The 15,925-nt window shown below is 35.3% G+C and carries 22 protein-coding genes and 1 tRNA gene; 10 read left to right on the forward strand and 13 right to left on the reverse strand.

Features of this window, described 5'->3' with window-relative positions:
* Nucleotides 1-227: 227 nt before the first annotated feature.
* Nucleotides 228-551 carry a YnfA family protein gene (locus PSF09_RS02055; protein ID WP_210835279.1) on the reverse strand — a complete coding sequence of 108 codons (324 nt, stop codon included), beginning with the start codon at nt 549-551 and terminating at the stop codon, nt 228-230.
* A 297-nt stretch (nt 552-848) separates the two neighbouring features.
* Here PSF09_RS02055 and PSF09_RS02060 point away from each other — a divergent pair, with 297 nt between their 5' ends.
* The 3 genes from PSF09_RS02060 (at nt 849) to yafC (ending at nt 2,991) form a co-directional block, all read left to right on the forward strand.
* A complete protein-coding gene (locus PSF09_RS02060) occupies nt 849-1,385 on the forward strand; it encodes a dihydrofolate reductase family protein (protein WP_272683398.1) in 537 nt (178 codons plus the stop codon).
* Nucleotides 1,382-1,963 (forward strand): TetR/AcrR family transcriptional regulator, encoded by a 582-nt coding sequence (locus tag PSF09_RS02065; protein WP_272683399.1) that lies wholly within the window; start codon nt 1,382-1,384, stop codon nt 1,961-1,963. The genes PSF09_RS02060 and PSF09_RS02065 overlap by 4 nt, the downstream gene beginning before the upstream one ends.
* A gap of 128 nt (nt 1,964-2,091) precedes the next feature.
* A complete protein-coding gene (gene yafC, locus PSF09_RS02070; RefSeq protein WP_272665280.1) occupies nt 2,092-2,991 on the forward strand; it encodes a DNA-binding transcriptional regulator YafC in 900 nt (299 codons plus the stop codon).
* A gap of 34 nt (nt 2,992-3,025) precedes the next feature.
* Here the strand turns inward: yafC and dkgB are convergent, their stop codons facing one another.
* Nucleotides 3,026-3,829: a 2,5-didehydrogluconate reductase DkgB gene (gene dkgB / locus PSF09_RS02075; RefSeq protein ID WP_109911079.1), complete on the reverse strand. Its 804-nt coding sequence runs from the start codon at nt 3,827-3,829 to the stop codon at nt 3,026-3,028.
* 378 nt (nt 3,830-4,207) lie between these two features.
* On the opposite strand from dkgB, the gene PSF09_RS02080 reads away from it, so the two are divergent.
* Nucleotides 4,208-4,786: an NAD(P)H-dependent oxidoreductase gene (locus tag PSF09_RS02080; RefSeq protein WP_272683400.1), complete on the forward strand. Its 579-nt coding sequence runs from the start codon at nt 4,208-4,210 to the stop codon at nt 4,784-4,786.
* A gap of 60 nt (nt 4,787-4,846) precedes the next feature.
* Here PSF09_RS02080 and PSF09_RS02085 read toward each other — a convergent pair whose 3' ends face one another.
* On the reverse strand, nt 4,847-5,137 hold the full coding sequence (locus tag PSF09_RS02085) for a putative quinol monooxygenase (RefSeq protein WP_272665282.1): 291 nt from the start codon (nt 5,135-5,137) through the stop codon (nt 4,847-4,849).
* A gap of 364 nt (nt 5,138-5,501) precedes the next feature.
* On the opposite strand from PSF09_RS02085, the gene PSF09_RS02090 reads away from it, so the two are divergent.
* Nucleotides 5,502-5,945, forward strand: coding sequence for a hypothetical protein (locus PSF09_RS02090; RefSeq protein ID WP_272665283.1), 444 nt, complete (start codon nt 5,502-5,504; stop codon nt 5,943-5,945).
* 50 nt (nt 5,946-5,995) lie between these two features.
* On the opposite strand, the gene add is transcribed toward PSF09_RS02090, so the two are convergent.
* Nucleotides 5,996-7,021: an adenosine deaminase gene (add, locus tag PSF09_RS02095; RefSeq protein ID WP_272665284.1), complete on the reverse strand. Its 1,026-nt coding sequence runs from the start codon at nt 7,019-7,021 to the stop codon at nt 5,996-5,998.
* Nucleotides 7,022-7,153: 132 nt separating this feature from the next.
* Between add and PSF09_RS02100 the strand changes: the two genes are divergently transcribed.
* A complete protein-coding gene (locus tag PSF09_RS02100) occupies nt 7,154-7,834 on the forward strand; it encodes a Crp/Fnr family transcriptional regulator (RefSeq protein ID WP_272665285.1) in 681 nt (226 codons plus the stop codon).
* A gap of 54 nt (nt 7,835-7,888) precedes the next feature.
* Here PSF09_RS02100 and PSF09_RS02105 read toward each other — a convergent pair whose 3' ends face one another.
* From PSF09_RS02105 to PSF09_RS02130, 6 genes are all read right to left on the reverse strand, one after another.
* A complete protein-coding gene (locus tag PSF09_RS02105) occupies nt 7,889-8,317 on the reverse strand; it encodes a TOBE domain-containing protein (RefSeq protein ID WP_272665286.1) in 429 nt (142 codons plus the stop codon).
* A gap of 16 nt (nt 8,318-8,333) precedes the next feature.
* The gene (locus PSF09_RS02110) at nt 8,334-9,092 is read right to left on the reverse strand and encodes a YnfC family lipoprotein (RefSeq protein ID WP_272683401.1); all 759 of its coding nucleotides are present in this window, start codon (nt 9,090-9,092) and stop codon (nt 8,334-8,336) included.
* 244 nt (nt 9,093-9,336) lie between these two features.
* Nucleotides 9,337-10,230, reverse strand: coding sequence for a pirin family protein (locus tag PSF09_RS02115; protein ID WP_272665288.1), 894 nt, complete (start codon nt 10,228-10,230; stop codon nt 9,337-9,339).
* A 27-nt stretch (nt 10,231-10,257) separates the two neighbouring features.
* Nucleotides 10,258-10,533 carry a GNAT family N-acetyltransferase gene (locus PSF09_RS02120; RefSeq protein ID WP_164529360.1) on the reverse strand — a complete coding sequence of 92 codons (276 nt, stop codon included), beginning with the start codon at nt 10,531-10,533 and terminating at the stop codon, nt 10,258-10,260.
* Nucleotides 10,534-10,744: 211 nt separating this feature from the next.
* The gene (locus PSF09_RS02125) at nt 10,745-11,428 is read right to left on the reverse strand and encodes a hypothetical protein (RefSeq protein ID WP_272665289.1); all 684 of its coding nucleotides are present in this window, start codon (nt 11,426-11,428) and stop codon (nt 10,745-10,747) included.
* 412 nt (nt 11,429-11,840) lie between these two features.
* Nucleotides 11,841-12,623, reverse strand: coding sequence for an SDR family NAD(P)-dependent oxidoreductase (locus tag PSF09_RS02130; protein ID WP_272665290.1), 783 nt, complete (start codon nt 12,621-12,623; stop codon nt 11,841-11,843).
* A gap of 78 nt (nt 12,624-12,701) precedes the next feature.
* Here PSF09_RS02130 and PSF09_RS02135 point away from each other — a divergent pair, with 78 nt between their 5' ends.
* The gene (locus tag PSF09_RS02135) at nt 12,702-13,070 is read left to right on the forward strand and encodes a MerR family transcriptional regulator (RefSeq protein ID WP_210835311.1); all 369 of its coding nucleotides are present in this window, start codon (nt 12,702-12,704) and stop codon (nt 13,068-13,070) included.
* Between the two features lie 346 nt (nt 13,071-13,416).
* On the opposite strand, the gene PSF09_RS02140 is transcribed toward PSF09_RS02135, so the two are convergent.
* Nucleotides 13,417-13,504, reverse strand: a tRNA-Ser gene (locus tag PSF09_RS02140).
* 183 nt (nt 13,505-13,687) lie between these two features.
* Between PSF09_RS02140 and PSF09_RS02145 the strand changes: the two genes are divergently transcribed.
* Nucleotides 13,688-14,017 (forward strand): TusE/DsrC/DsvC family sulfur relay protein, encoded by a 330-nt coding sequence (locus tag PSF09_RS02145; RefSeq protein WP_272683402.1) that lies wholly within the window; start codon nt 13,688-13,690, stop codon nt 14,015-14,017.
* 7 nt (nt 14,018-14,024) lie between these two features.
* Here the strand turns inward: PSF09_RS02145 and PSF09_RS02150 are convergent, their stop codons facing one another.
* Nucleotides 14,025-14,303 carry an acylphosphatase gene (locus PSF09_RS02150; RefSeq protein WP_004909670.1) on the reverse strand — a complete coding sequence of 93 codons (279 nt, stop codon included), beginning with the start codon at nt 14,301-14,303 and terminating at the stop codon, nt 14,025-14,027.
* Between the two features lie 219 nt (nt 14,304-14,522).
* Here PSF09_RS02150 and hspQ point away from each other — a divergent pair, with 219 nt between their 5' ends.
* A complete protein-coding gene (hspQ, locus tag PSF09_RS02155) occupies nt 14,523-14,843 on the forward strand; it encodes a heat shock protein HspQ (protein ID WP_004256095.1) in 321 nt (106 codons plus the stop codon).
* An 84-nt stretch (nt 14,844-14,927) separates the two neighbouring features.
* On the opposite strand, the gene PSF09_RS02160 is transcribed toward hspQ, so the two are convergent.
* Nucleotides 14,928-15,341, reverse strand: a complete 414-nt coding sequence (locus PSF09_RS02160; protein WP_272665291.1) for a CoA-binding protein — start codon at nt 15,339-15,341, stop codon at nt 14,928-14,930.
* 114 nt (nt 15,342-15,455) lie between these two features.
* Between PSF09_RS02160 and PSF09_RS02165 the strand changes: the two genes are divergently transcribed.
* Nucleotides 15,456-15,914: a methylglyoxal synthase gene (locus PSF09_RS02165; RefSeq protein ID WP_004909663.1), complete on the forward strand. Its 459-nt coding sequence runs from the start codon at nt 15,456-15,458 to the stop codon at nt 15,912-15,914.
* Nucleotides 15,915-15,925 lie beyond the last annotated feature (11 nt).

The following is a 15,925-nucleotide window of genomic DNA, read 5'->3' on the forward strand; positions in this document are numbered from 1 at the left end:
ATGTTACATTTAAACTATTTTAGTTAAATTCCATTTCAATTAACATTTCGTAAAATAGGATACGTCTATTTCTTAGAAAAAATAAATTTTAAATTTAATTTAAATATAGATTTAGTATTTATCTGATGAAATAAACATAAAGGAATAATTTTGTGATCGCCTTAAATGCCACGTCATCTTAAAATAAACAAATATTTTTTTTCAAGGTGACGTGATAACACTATCGTCTATTTCCAACCACTAATTATGATCCCTGCACCAAAGAGCACAACTAGAGCGCCTACCCAGTCAGTCACGGTAAGAGACACACCATCAACCACTTTCAGCCAAACTAATGCGGTGGCAATATATATCCCGCCATAAGTAGCATAAATTCGGCCACTTGCTTCCGGATGCAATGTCAATAACCAGACAAATAGCATTAAACTTAACGCCGCAGGGATCAATAACCAAGCCCCACCTTGCTTTTTCATCCAAAGATAAGGAAAGTAACAGCCTGCAATTTCAGCCAACGCAGTGATAAAGAATAAAGCAATAATTTTTATCGACATAAAAACCCATTCAAAATAGCCCCCATAAATATCACGTTGATATTAGCAAATTTCATCAACACTGTTATGTGGTTTTCACTAATATCAGTGAAATACGTCTTGCAACCGGTAAGACATAAAAAACGCCAAGGTTAACATAAACACTGACGAGCCCTATGAACAACTCAGCCTTACTCTATATTTTGTAGAATTTTTATCAATAATTCAACAAATTCCATACAAGAGCACAATATCACCTGTATTTTTACCATCACACCCATTATTATACAGTGTATAATAATTTGAATAGGTATTAATATGATTTCAGGACATGTCTTTATAGCAACCAGCCTAGATGGTTATATTGCCCGAAAAAATGGTGATATTGAGTGGCTTGTACAACAAGATTTTCCTGATGAAAATCATGGCTACGAAAACTTCATCAATAACATCGATGCAATCATTATGGGGCGAGGGACATTTGAAACCGTTTGCGGCTTCATGCCTTGGCCCTATGAGCAACCTATTGTGGTTCTTTCATCCACACTCACACTGCAACCCGTTCCTGAGCATTTAGCCGGTAAGGTGCGTTTTTCAAGCCAGGCGCCAGAGCAAGTCATGCAAATATTAGAGTCTGAAGGCTGTAAACGTGTTTATATCGATGGTGGACAAGTCATTCAATCCTTTTTAAAGCAAGGGCTAGTTCATGACCTTATTATCACTAAAATTCCTATTTTATTAGGTGAAGGACGCCCGTTATTTGGCCCACTACCTCAAGATATCTTGCTCAAGCATTTAAATACTCAAAGCTTCCCTTCAGGGCTTATTCAATCCCATTATGAGATAGTAAAATGACGGAGCGAAAACCAGGTCGTCCGAAAGCACAACAACTCAATATTTCCTCTGAAAATATTATTGCAAAGGCAATAGAGATATTAGATGAAAAAGGAATTGAACAATTATCCATGCGACTGATTGCTAAGGAAATGACAATCAGTCCGATGGCTCTTTACCATTATTTTACCGATAAAAATGCGCTAATTAAGGCCATTGGTAACACCCTTTATCACTGTATTAATGTTGCTGATGTCACGGGCACTTTTCCTAAAATAGAAAGCCTTCTATGCCAATATCGAGAAAAGGTGGTTCAGTACCCACAAATTACGTTAGCAATATTTAATACTTCCGCATTATTTCCTGAGCAAGCCACTCGCATAACTAATGAGTTAATTCAGTTACTCACTGAGCTAGGGTTATCAACACAACAAGCAACCCAGCGGGGGTATATTCTCATCGACTATACTCACGGTGAAGCATTAGCAACATCCACTCTCTTACGTAATGAACATCACGCAGATGAAAGAATATGCAATGCACAAGAAAATTATACTGAAGCATTAAAAATTCTTTTAAAAAATATCGATAAGCCATAAGTTAATATGATTAGGTTAAAAATCAAACCAAGCTCCATGCTCCTAAATTTTTAGTTTAAATTTTAAGACCTATTGCTGTTACTATAATAATCACCTTTTCTATCATCTTATTGGCTAATAAAATTATTATGAGAGCAACATCTGAAGAAGCCCGTGTATATATAGAAGTGGTAGAACAAAAAAGTTTTAGTAAAGCGGCTGCTAAACTTAATTTAGCAAATTCAGCAGTGAGCCGAATCGTCAAAAAATTGGAAGAAAAACTGGGGGTCAATTTGCTTAACCGTACCACTAGGCAAATTGACTTAACTGCAGAGGGCGAAATTTATTTTCAACGCATGAAAATTATCTTGCAAGAAATGCAAGCGGCAGAAGATGAATTATATGACACACAAAGCTCTCCAAAAGGCCTATTACGAATTGATGCAGCAACACCGATTGTATTGCATATATTAATCCCTTTTGTTGCTATTTTTCGCAAACAATATCCAGACATTCATTTGTCGTTAGTTTCATCGGAAACCTTTGTTAATTTAATTGAACGGAAAGTTGATGTTGCAATTCGAGCAGGACATCTCACCGACTCCAGCTTACGTGCTCGCCCATTATTTAAGAGTTACCGCAAGATTATTGCGTCTCCAAATTATCTGGAACAACATGATGAACCTAAATACCCTCAAGATCTTTTGCATCATACATGCTTAACCTTTACTGAACCCGTATCACTAAATATGTGGCCAGTTAAAGGCATTGATGGGCAACTAATGGAAATTACTGCAGGGATATCATCAAATAGCGGAGAGACCCTAAGACAGCTTTGTTTAGCTGGAAATGGGATTGCATGTTTGTCTGACTTTATGGTGAATAAAGATATTCAAAATGGCCAATTTGTCGAAGTATTAAAAGATGAATTGCAGCCTATTCCTTTACCATTCCATGCCGTGTATTACAGTGACCGCGTTGTCAGCCAGCGTATTCGGGTTTTTATTGATAGCTTAACTCAATATCTTGCAGAAATTCAGAGGCCATAACAAATTTTAGCCTCTGAGCATATAGAATAATCAGTTAGTCCCAGTTTGGCGCTAAACCTTCTGGGCTAACTAAACGGTCATTACAATCTAATGCTGCAATCGCCGCTTTATCGTCGCTATCTAACTGTAATTGAGTTGCTTGCAAGTTACTTAATAAATTTTCACGTTTTGTTGATGATGGAATAACAGAATACCCTTCACCAATCGCCCACGCTAAAATAACCTGAGCAGATGTTGCATTATGTTTCTGTGCAATACTCGCAATAACCTCATCCTTTAATGCTTTGCCATACGCTAATGTCATATAAGAAGTAATATGGATATTGTGTTGTTTTGCCCACTCAACGACTTTTTTGTTTTGCAGATAAGGTGAAAGCTCGATTTGGTTTGTCGCAATATTTTCAACGCCGACTGCCGCGATTGCTTTTTCCATTAATGGAATAGTGAAATTAGAAATACCAATTTCACGTGTTAAACCTTGTTTTTTCGCTTCCAATAATGCTTGCATGAACTCTTCAACAGAAACAGCATCATTTGGAGATGGCCAATGCACTAGTGTTAAATCCACATAATCCATTTGTAGATCACTTAAACTTTGTTTCAGACTTGGGATGAGCTTATCTTTACTTAAATTCTCAATCCAAATTTTTGTTGTGATATAAAGCTCGCTGCGTTCAACGCCGCTTTCTGCAATAGCCTGCCCAACCGCAGCTTCATTCTCATAAATTTGTGCAGTATCAACGGCGCGGTACCCAACATCTAATGCATTTTTTACTGAAGCAATCACCACATCATCTTTTAAACGGAATGTACCCACACCAATTACAGGAATAGTCATTGTGTTACCTTTCTTAAATTTTTTACATTAAGCTTCACGGGTAATTATTTGGATAGTCCATGTTCATTCGCTACGAACTACCCCATAATTACTGCAACAATTTGAATACGACAAAGAATACGATGGGATAATGCAGAGAAAAATAGCCATAAGCTCAATAGACTTTTGCTAAAAAATCAATAATCCCTATTATTAATAGCTTTAACTATAAAAATAGTCTTTATAGAGACATTTGACTAAACTTCGCCTAATCAAATTATTAAATAAGATAATAATACCATGAAAATAATAAATTACATTTTATTACTCTACTTTTCATGTTTATTTTAGTTTGTTAGCCTAAATATAACTTAGCAATTAACGAATAAGGCAATACAAATGAAAATTCTTCTTCTCAATGGTGGGCAAACATTTGCTCACTCGGCAGGCCAACTTAATCGTACGTTACATGATGTAGCCAAAACCACGCTAAGTAAGTTAGGGCACACTATTCAAGAAACGCATATTGAGTCGGGCTACGATTCCGAAAATGAAGTTAAAAAATTTCTTTGGGCGGATACGATTATTTACCAAATGCCTGGCTGGTGGATGATGATGCCTTGGATGGTAAAAAAATATATGGATGACGTTTATACCCTCGGTCACGGCCATTTATATGCAAATGATGGCCGCACTCGCCAAGATCCAAACAAGCAATATGGTACTGGAGGCCTACTTCATGGAAGAAAATATATGCTTTCCGTTACTTGGAATGCTCCTCTTGATGCATTTGATGAGTTTGATAATTTTTTTGATGGTCGAGGTGTCGATGGTGTCTATTTTGCCTTTCATAAATCACAACAATTTCTCGGATTGAAAAAATTCCCAACCTTTATGGTTAATGACGTGATCAAAGAGCCTAATATTGAAAAATACATCAATGATTACAAAGCACATCTCACCGAAATTTTTGGATAATCAACTTAAAAAGGAATACATTTGTATTCCTTTTTATTATTTAGTCATTATTAATTAATATTATGCAATTTTGCTTATTAATTTCACATCTAATGAATCAATTTTATCTTCTATTTTCTTAATAAAGTCTTTCAAATGTTGTGTTCCATTATGTTTATCTAATGATTTTTGGTCCTTCCAAATCTCAAAGAAAATAAAAATGTTTGGATTAGCATTATCTTGGTGTAATTCATACTGAAGACAACCTTCATCCTTATTGCTTGGCTCAACAATTGATTTAGTTGCTGCTTTCACAAAATCAACTTCATTATCTTTTGCAATTACTGTTGCAACAATTCTTATTTCTGACATAAGCTCACCCTGTTATAAATAGATAATTTTAACTCATCTATTTATAGCATAACTCGAAGTTAGAATTTAACCTTTATTATTCTATAAATTAGAAAATACTTTTCCAGCTTTAATCATGTTGTTATATTGCAAAAATAGTGTAAATTAAAAAGATAATACAATCAACTTTATCGTTTCATTACATTTTATTTTCGCTGATGAGCAAAGGCTGAATTTTAGCCCATCATGGGATGGGAATTTTCAATTTATACTCATTACCGTGCTGGGTAACACATTAACAATTCATTCACATTAATGGATTTACTATACAGATAATACTAACCAGCGTAGCATGATGAAATCATAATATATGAATGAGGCCACAATGAAAAATCATATTCAATTGGATATTAAAGACAATGAAGCCACTTTATCTTACCTATCGGATAAAATAATTTTACCTATTGGCATTAAGAGCTTTAATGGCTTTAAGTTTCAGCATTCCCCTATTACAGCTTATGAAGCTGAAATGGCAATTGAACATATCGAAAACGCGATTATTCCGATAAAAAAACAGCTCCCTACAGGGGAAATATTGCTTTTTAGTCATGATAAAAAATTAAGTTTACTGATAGAAAGTAGGCATATTAATGGTAGCTTTATCACAACATCGCAAATTGAAGATGCTTTTAATGAATTGGTCGATGTGATTAATGGTAGCCCCATTCATTCAACACAATTGCCAACAAATAGCGAATTCAGTGCTTTTTTATTAATCATTAGAGAGATTACTCATCATTGGAGTTTGCATGGTATTACATATAATTAATCACAATAGCGAAGGAGGATAAAGCCCTCCTTCTTTTTCTATCAGCCCTATTAGTTTAGTAGCTTTTCCATTAACAATGCTCTTTTTTCTTCTGCAATAAAACTCGCCAGTAATGCATTTACATTACACTCAGTAAAGTCAGCAATACCCCAACCAAATATATCATGCAATAATTGGTACTCTTTATTTAATGTTACATCCGCAACTGTTCGCGCATCTGTATTTATGCTTAATTTAACGCCCTGCTGTTTCAACTTATTAATAGGGTGGTTTTCGATACTATCAAAGACATTGCACACCAAATTGCAACTTGGGCAAACTTCAAGTAATACATTTAACACTTTGAGCTTTTCAATCGTATTTGAATTCTCAATACTTCTAACTCCATGTCCTATACGCGAAACATTTAGCTTATCTAATGTTTCAATCACGCTTTCATAGCCTAAAGCCTCACCAGCATGTGCGATAACATTGCCGCCGTGCTCTCTGACATAGTTAAATGCGGTTTCATGATTGTCTAATGAAAAGCGAGCCTCATCTGCAGCTAAATCTAGTGCTACAACACCACGAGATTGATATTCTACAACTAATTTTGCCGTTTCAAGACTCTGAGAGGCAGTAAAATGCCTCAAAGTACACAAAATCAAGCCAGCTTCTATTTCGTACTTTACAACTGCCGAATTAATCGCATCTAATGTTATATCGACAACCTCTCGGCTTGAAAGACCTTGTTGAGTATGTAATAAAGGAGCAAACCGAATTTCTGTATAAATTACATTATCCATTTTTAATTGCTCAAACAAATCATCAACAGCGAGTCCAATAGCAGATTTTGTCTGTAATATATTAAGTTGAGGTTTAATGCAACGTAGAAAATCGCCAAGATCTTCGCATCTTACTGGTGCAATAAAGCCTTGTTTAAACTCATTAAACGTTAGTGTTGGGATGGTTTGTTTAACATAAGAATAACTTAAACATGTATCTAAATGCACGTGTAGTTCAATTTTTGGCATAACGTTAATTGCTGTTTTTATGCTTTTAGTAAATACGCTTGACGGTTTTAAAGGTACTTTCATGTTAATATCCTGCGAGTTATTTTTTAATAAACTAGCAAGGTTACTACCATTTAAAAAAGGACATATGTCCTTTTTTAAATGAAAAAAACGAGTATGATTTAAGTATAATTTCAAGCGAAAATGGTTATAAAAATGAAAGCAATAAACTCTACAATAAAGCGTGCAGAATTTATTACTCATCATCAACTTGATAAAATCATTTCTGACGAAACTCTCAAAAAAACAAAACTTATCCACATAAAGGCCAAAGAATATTTAATATTTCAAGATAGCCAAATCAGCCACCTTTACTTCCTTGTTTGCGGAAAATTGCAAATTGAACGTTATGAAACTAACGGTTGCAAAGTCATTTTTTCATTTGAAAATGCATTTTCTATCATTGGTGATTTAGAACTTTTTCAAAGTAACCTTGAAAATGACCGTATCTATAATACGATCCAGGCAGTTACAGATGCAGACTTGCTTGCACTACCTTTATCTATGATCCGAAAAAAAGAAATTTACGCTCCATTATTTTTGCAATTTATCTGTCAGCACCTTAGCAAAAAGCTTTATAACACATCACAGTTACACTCCAGTGCATCATATTCAGTTGAATATAAATTAAGACGCTATCTTACTTTTGCTGAAAAGCAGAATGGAGAAAGTTTTCAATTAGAAAATCGTGACTCTTTAGCTGCAATGCTAGGCGTCTCCGTTAGGCAATTAAATCGAACACTATCTAAACTCGTCAGTGATAAATTGATTGAGAAAAAAGGTAAAAAAATTAAGATATTAAATACTAAGCAGCTCTTAATTTCATGCCAGAAATAGAAAAGGCCACCACTTCATTCGCAATGACAGCCTTGCTATAAAATAAGGATATAGTTATTTTTTGGTTGCTAAAATAACCGAAGAGGCTTTAACTATTGCAGTAACTTTGCTGTTCACTGCTAACCCCATTTCAATTGTACTGTTATTCGTTACTACTGCTGATAATAATGTTCCTGCATCCGTTTTTAAATTAACGACTGAGTTTACACTGCCTTTTTCAATAGACTCTACCTTGCCATTGAATTGGTTACGTGCTGAAAATTGGTACTCTTGTGCATCAGAAACAAGAACAACCCAAGGTGCTTTAATCACCGCAACTGCTTGCTTGCCTTTTTCTAATCCTAACTGTTCAGTGCTGTTTTTAGTGATGATGGCAGCAATGCTTTCTCCATTACCTAAATTTAAAATAATTTCATCATTTACTGAGCCAACAACAACCGACTCAACAACACCTGTAAGTTGATTTCTTGCAGAAATAGCCATTAAACATCTCCTATATTTAATAAAAGTCGACTTCAGTAATACTATTTTTTAGTAATTTAATATTATTACCATTCGAGTTAAGATTTAAAATAAAGTTGCATTTATAGGCAATATTTTTAGCATTATAATCGCACTTAGAATTGACTAATAATATTGTTTGTCCCAATGCACGGATATCCATCGTATGATCAAACGGCTTATTCATATCTTTCCCATAAGTGACTATAGTCTCGGAGATGAGTGCATTATCTTTAAAATAATTTATCGTTGTTGGAAGTTTAAATTCATTATAATCATTTTTGCTATATTGTTTTTTCGTATCAGCAAGCAATGAGCCAGCAATAATGCCATCTTGGTTATATTGGTAGATTAATTCACCATTTGAATCTTTTTTAGACATTATTTGACAGTTATCACCTATCACCATTTCGACAGGACCACTAACATCCCTACCAACCAATTTATTTTTAACTCGCTTTACAAAAAGATAGTTATGAGCACCATTTAAATACTCATCTTTCTTTTGATCAAAAGTAAAACTTTCCACACAACCATCATGACCAATTTTTAACATTGATTCATAATTAATTGATTTATCTTCATTATAAACAACTGATTTTATTTGCTTAACAGCACCTCTGACAGGATTGAAATCATAAAGTTGAGCCAGATTAAATACGACTGGGTTATATTGCTGTTCTTGAAACGCTAATGATACAAAAGAAACAGGGAATAAACTTAAACAAACGATTCCCAATGGGTATTTTTTACTCATTTCTATCGTCTACCTCTAACTGCTACGGCTTGCTTTGACTTAAAAATAGCCTTTTGTATACATATTATCAGTTTTTCGATAAAAGTCAGGTTATGAACTCATAAACTGAGTATAAAACGAGTCTTAAATTAAATTCAAAGCCATTTTCGGCTAAAGACAAATATAAATACGAAAAAATAATAAACAATAACAATGACTGTAACTCCTTTTTTTAAAATAATAATAAAGGAGTTACTTAAATTGATTATGGCATAATTGGAGCCGGTGTTGGCTCGCGCTCATCGTTATAAACACGGCCAAAACGTAGGTTTCCTTGGTTCCACTCCTCAACTGCGGCATGAATATCGGCTTTAGTTCGACCAATAAAATTCCACCACATTAGTACTGACTCATTTAAAGGCTCACCACCCAGTAATAGAATATGGCTATCTGAAGCTAGCTCTATAGAAATTTCTGTTATATTTTTGCCTAAATAAACTAATTCATTACTCTTAATTTGCTGCCCTTCAATAATGGCACTTCCACTTACGGCAAAAATACCGTATTCAAATTCAGATCGTAAAGTTAAAACTTGTCTAGCGGTTTTCTTCGCAATAATATCAAGCCCGATCAACGGTGAAAATGTCAATGTTGGTGCTTTATAAGTGCCATATTCCCCAACTAATAAATTGAAATAGATTTCGCCTTCAGCCCAACGAGGTAACGTAGGATAATGGTCAAAGCGTGGGGAAATATCTTTAACTGCTTCGGGCAAAGCAATCCATAATTGCACAGCATGTAACTGCCGGCTCTCTCCATAGGTATCTTCAGAATGACTGATCCCATGACCTGCTGTCATTAAATTAACCTGTCCTGGCCGAATAACCTGCTCATAACCAAGGCTATCTCGATGCAATACTTCACCTTCAATCATCCAAGTGAATGTTTGTAAAGCAGTATGAGGGTGAGGTGATACCTTCATTCCCTCTGAGTCTCCTTTAAAAACCGTCGGGCCCGCGTGGTCAAGAAAACACCAAGCTCCTATTAGCCTACGCTCCCTTGTTGGCAAAACTCGTGCAACAAGAAGCCCACCGACATCCTTCGAACGTGCTGTAATCAACTGTAAATCAGGTATTTTATCATTAAATTGAATACTCATACTTACCTCATCAGTAATTAGCAAATGTTATTGGCGGATATCACTGTATTCAGGTGTTCTATCGAATATTGCTTTTGCAAAAGGGCATAATGGAATAATTTTTCGTCCTTCATTTCTCATTCGCTCAACAACCTTAGCAACTAATAACTTTGCAATTCCCTGTCCTTTTAAGCTTTCATCAACCACGGTGTGGTCAATAATCACCAGTTCATCGCCAGTATAAACAAAGGTTATCTCGGCAAGACGAGTTTGCTTGTCATCGGATAAAATAAAAAAGCTATTGTGGTCAGATTGGATATTCATCATAAATAACACCCTCTATGTTAAATCAATTTAACTTAGAGTATGTGACGTATACTAAAAAGACAACATTCTACAACTGTCGATGTGATCCAAATATTTTGAAGTTAGCGAGATAACAAAGTAAGAAAAGATGCCACGACAGCGCTTAACTAGAGATTAAATTTAGTTAAACGCTGTTTTTCAATTGGTTAATTAATGTGACACACATTAATTAATTGTCAGAAAAGTTGCTTATCACTGTATAGGTTAATGAGTTTTCTGAGCTATCGATAACTTTTAATTTTACATTTCGATAAGAAATAATGTCGCTATTTTTAAGGTTATACTGAATCGTATCGCCAAATCCTTGGTTCTCAATATTCGAACCTATTTTTTGATAACTAATATCGACAACTTGGTCATTTATCCCATTGAAAATTAAAGCCTGTTCAAATGAATTACCATCAGAATTGTTTAATTTCACCTGTTCGATTTGTGCTTTATCGCTACAAACAGCAACATTGACATCTGTTACGATACAAATCTCATTAGGACTAGATCCTTTTTTAATTAAAAGTGAATTCCAAGGTTGCCCTAAAACCTCAACAGCGACCGAACCAGAGTCAATTATTTGGTCTGGCATATAAAAATCGCCTTTATCACTTGAACCCACTTTTTTGAATACACCCGGAATAATTTTGTATGCCAAATCTATCTGTACAGGGTTTAATACTTTAATTCCGTCTATTTCACTAATATTGCCTTCTCTAACTAAGGGTTGCCCTACTGTAATATGGTTGACCTGACCTATTTTAGGCTCACTGATTTTTTGTGAGTCAGGAACATAATTATACTCAGTCACCGCACATCCTGATAAAGAAGCAATACAAAAAACTGGAACTAATAATTTATTCATCTTGATAAAATCCATGGCATTAAGATATTAAATATTATATTTATAAAACAATTTCAACAAGTTACTATTTTTCTATCCACTGAAATTTTTTGATGAAACTAACCTTGATGATTTAGTTATAACCCATGGTATTAATCATCATTTAGTTATGTGGGATGGTAACTCAAAACTGTGTGCTAATTACTCTCATGTCTGAACAAGCCAAAAAATACAAATAAAAACGTCATTAGAACAACAAAAAACACCTTATATTATTGACGTTTCGTTAACGTATATTCTGCCATGAAAGCATCATATAAGCATTGGTACAACTGGCTTTATTATCATAATTTTTTCATCTGGTTATCCCTTTAGTTGATAAGACCATTTATACATAACCGCCTCAGCTTATGCTTTGGCGGTTTTTTCGTACTTATATTTTTTGATTAAATTTATTGTTATTTGCGTAAGGCATTTTATTATCTAGTAATTTAAAGCTAAAGCTCTCTCTATCTACATATCCAACAACATTGTTTGAATCATATAGCTGAATGAAGAAATCAGCTAGTTCCTCGCTAGAATGATATGTACCAAAAACTTTATCGTAATCATAATATTCTACTCCGTTAGCAATTCGACCAAAATCTGTTTTGGTCGCTGCTGGAGCCAGTAATTTTACTTTAATCTTAGCATCCAAGTTCAATAATTCATGAGCCAATCCCTCAGTAAAAGAGCTAACAAAGAATTTCGAAGCACAATAGGTAACGGCTGTAGGTACGATAGTATATCCTCCTGCAGAACTTACATTGATCAACTGTGAATCATCAATATTCTGATTATCACGCACGAACATTAACGATAGAACTGCGAGTGTATTGATATTCAAATTTAATAAAGTTTGTGCATCTTTTATTGGCTGAGAGAATGCTTCCCCATAATATCCAACACCGGCGTTATTTACCCATACCCGAATATCAAAAGCTTTCAGTTCCTCATAAAGTGAAATAGCATCATCTGTAATAGATAAATCACATGATTTTGTTACGACCTCAATGTATTGATTAATCTTACGCAATTCGATTTTCAATTCATTCAACAAGGAATCTCGCCTTGCTACAGCAATAATATTAAATCCACGCTCAGCTAATTTTATTGAAATTGCACGACCAATACCTGAACTCGCACCTGTAATAACCGCATAATGTTTATTTCTCATGACATACCCTCTTTGACAAAAGTTTCAAAAGGGTAAAGGATAGAGTTAACTCTAGGTCAAGAAATTTCTAGGTAATACATGAATTATTCAATCAGTCAGTTTGCACAACTAACCGGATTCACCATATACACCCTTAGATACTATGAAAAAGAAGGAATATTGAAATCATCCAGACAAGCAAACAATCATAGGTACTATTCTGAAGATGATATTGAATGGGTTAAGTTTATCACTCGTTTAAAAGAAACTGGCATGCCTTTAAAAAAGATTAAAGAATATGCGGTACTAAGAAATATAGGAACATCAACTTCATTTGAGAGAATGAATTTGCTTACTGAACACTACGCTAATCTTGAAAAGCAAATTTTATCTCTAAATGAACACTTAAGTAACTTGAAGCTTAAAATTCAGCATTATCAAGAACAATTAAAAATGAATACCAATTAACTTACACGGCTAATTCACAAGCACCATATCTTATTGTGAATTATGGTGCTTAATAAATTCCCCTGCTATTTTTTAACCCATTCCGCCAGCTTTTGTTCTTTACGTTGTTGATTTGGGTCAATTTCATCCGCCAGCAATCTCTTTGCATCATCACGCTTTCTTCTGGTATCAGTTAGTATAATGATTAGCTCCATTGGGAGGTACTCAAATCATGGAGTATAGATGTACTACCTAAAGGGGGAAGTTTTCAATAGACGATAGTAAACGTTGGAATAATGGAATTTAGTTGGAATGCTTGATTTACTTGGGATTGGGAGACTTTGGAAGAAGTTACTAGAAGTGGAGATGGCGGAGGAGGAGAGATTCGAACTCTCGGATGGTTTCCCATCGGCGGTTTTCAAGACCGCTGCCTTCAGCCGCTCGGCCACCCCTCCGCAATGACGTGCACTATAAACATCCTCTCATTGGATGTAAACCCCTAATTTGATCATTCGCTTTAAAAATATACGTCTTTCATACTGTTAGATGAAAATATCGACATTCTAACGACTTTACTTGGGTTATATCCCAATTTTTGCTAAATTTACGTTCTAATTTTATTTGAGTTGAATAAGAGTATGTTGGTTTTTAATAATCAAGAAATAGAAACAGATGCGCAAGGTTACCTGCTTGATAGCCAACAATGGAGTGAAGAATTAATTCCTTTACTCGCGCAGCAAGAAGATATTGAAATTACTAATGAACACCTGGAAATTATCCATTTCGTCAGGAATTTCTACTTGGAATTTAATACCTCACCGGCTATCCGTATGTTGGTTAAAGCCGTTTCTCAACAATTTGGGGAAGAAAAAGGCAATAGCCGCTATTTATACCGGCTATTTCCAAAAGGCCCAGCTAAACAAGCCACTAAACTTGCTGGCCTGCCAAAACCGGTGAAATGTATTTAATTTCTTGCTAATAGCGGACACTAAAGTCCGCTATTGGCTCGGCTTGCCAATTTTCGGTGAAAAAATGGTCTATCTTGGCACCTGGGGGGCCCCCCGCTTTCAGCCACTCATCAACAAACTCAATATCTTGCTCTGAGCCATAAACAGCTAACTTAACGCTGCCGTCATCCCGGTTACACACAAAACCTTTTATGCCATTCTGATTAGCCCAATGATAGGTTTGGTAACGAAACCCAACCCCTTGAACACGACCATAAATATAAAAATAACGACCTGATGCAGTCATGTGAACCTCCATTGTCAGAGCATAATGTATTGATACCTTCTTTTAACAGTTGTTTTTTATTCATTGAACAGATAATCTGCTAAATGAGGCACTGCTTTTGATAGTTACGTATAAAGACAGTGTATTGCGTTATTGATAATTGTCCATATCTTAGCTTGAAAACGCGTAGCACTGCCCATATATAGTTTGAAGTATAAGCAAGGCTTTTAGGAGGTCGCTATGATGATCACCAGTAAATATGGAATCGGGCAACAAGTTAGACACAAACTTCTCGGCTACTTAGGCGTCGTTGTAGATGTAGACGCTGAGTATTCGCTCGAACAACCACATGATGATGATATTGCCGCTAACAGCACACTACGCGATCTACCTTGGTATCATGTTGTTATGGAAGATGACAATGGGGATGCTGTTCATACTTATTTGGCTGAAGCTCAAATTACCTATGAAACCGTAGAAGATCATCCAGAACAACCATCAATGGATGAACTAGCGGAATCAATAAGGTCTCAGTTGCAAGCACCTCGCCTTCGCAACTAACCTTCAAATATCGATATTGTTATTTATGAACGCAACCGTAAAGCAGCTAACTAGCTGCTTTACTTTTTAGCGTTAGAGAATTATTTATTTTTCAAGGCCTAATGCAGGGATTTCTTGTTTTGGGCATTTATCCATAACAAACTGCAAACCTGCCTGCAAAGCGATTTTTTGCGCTTCTTCGCTAATCACGCCTTTTTGTAACCACAAAACTTTAGCTTTAACTTCTACCGCTTCCCTGGCTACTCCTACTGCAGCTTCTGCATTACGAAATACATCGACCATATCAATGGGCTCAGGTATATCACTAAGCTTTTCATATACAAGTTGCCCTAATAAAGTTTGTCCTGCCAATTTTGGGCTCACTGGAATAACGGTATAGCCTTGGTGCAAAAGATATTCCATAACTTCATAACTCGGCCTATTGGCTTTATCACTCGCCCCAACTAAAGCGATAGTCCGAGCACTCTTTAAAATTTCAGCAATTTCTTGATCTCTCATCAAAATATCTCCCAAAACCTATAAACTATTCATAAGCATTATGATATATGTTGTATATCTTTGCTCATTCAATTTTTAAAGATGTCTATCTCGCATCTTATTTAAGGGAATATCATGGAATCAACTACCCGTAAAATTACAGCCTCAAAAAATATTGCTTTGGTTGCCCATGACCACTGTAAACCCTCATTATTATCTTGGACTAAGAAAAATAATGAACGACTTCAAACTCACAATTTATATGCAACAGGAACAACCGGTAACTTAATTAACCAGCACACTGGATTGCCAGTCACCAGTATGTTAAGTGGCCCAATGGGGGGAGACCAACAAATAGGTTCAATGATTGCGGAACAAAAAATTGACCTATTGATTTTCTTCTGGGACCCTCTTAATGCAGTACCTCATGACCCAGATGTTAAAGCTTTGCTACGCTTAGCCACAGTTTGGAATATCCCTGTCGCAACCAACCCTGCAACCGCGGATTTTTTAATTACCTCGCCCTATTTTGATAATGCGATAGACATTGTTATTCCTGATTACCAAAGCTACTTAACTAAACGAACTAACTAATCTATCAATAT

This window comes from Providencia sp. PROV141 (assembly GCF_028481645.1).
In the GTDB taxonomy this organism is placed as follows: domain Bacteria; phylum Pseudomonadota; class Gammaproteobacteria; order Enterobacterales; family Enterobacteriaceae; genus Providencia; species Providencia rettgeri.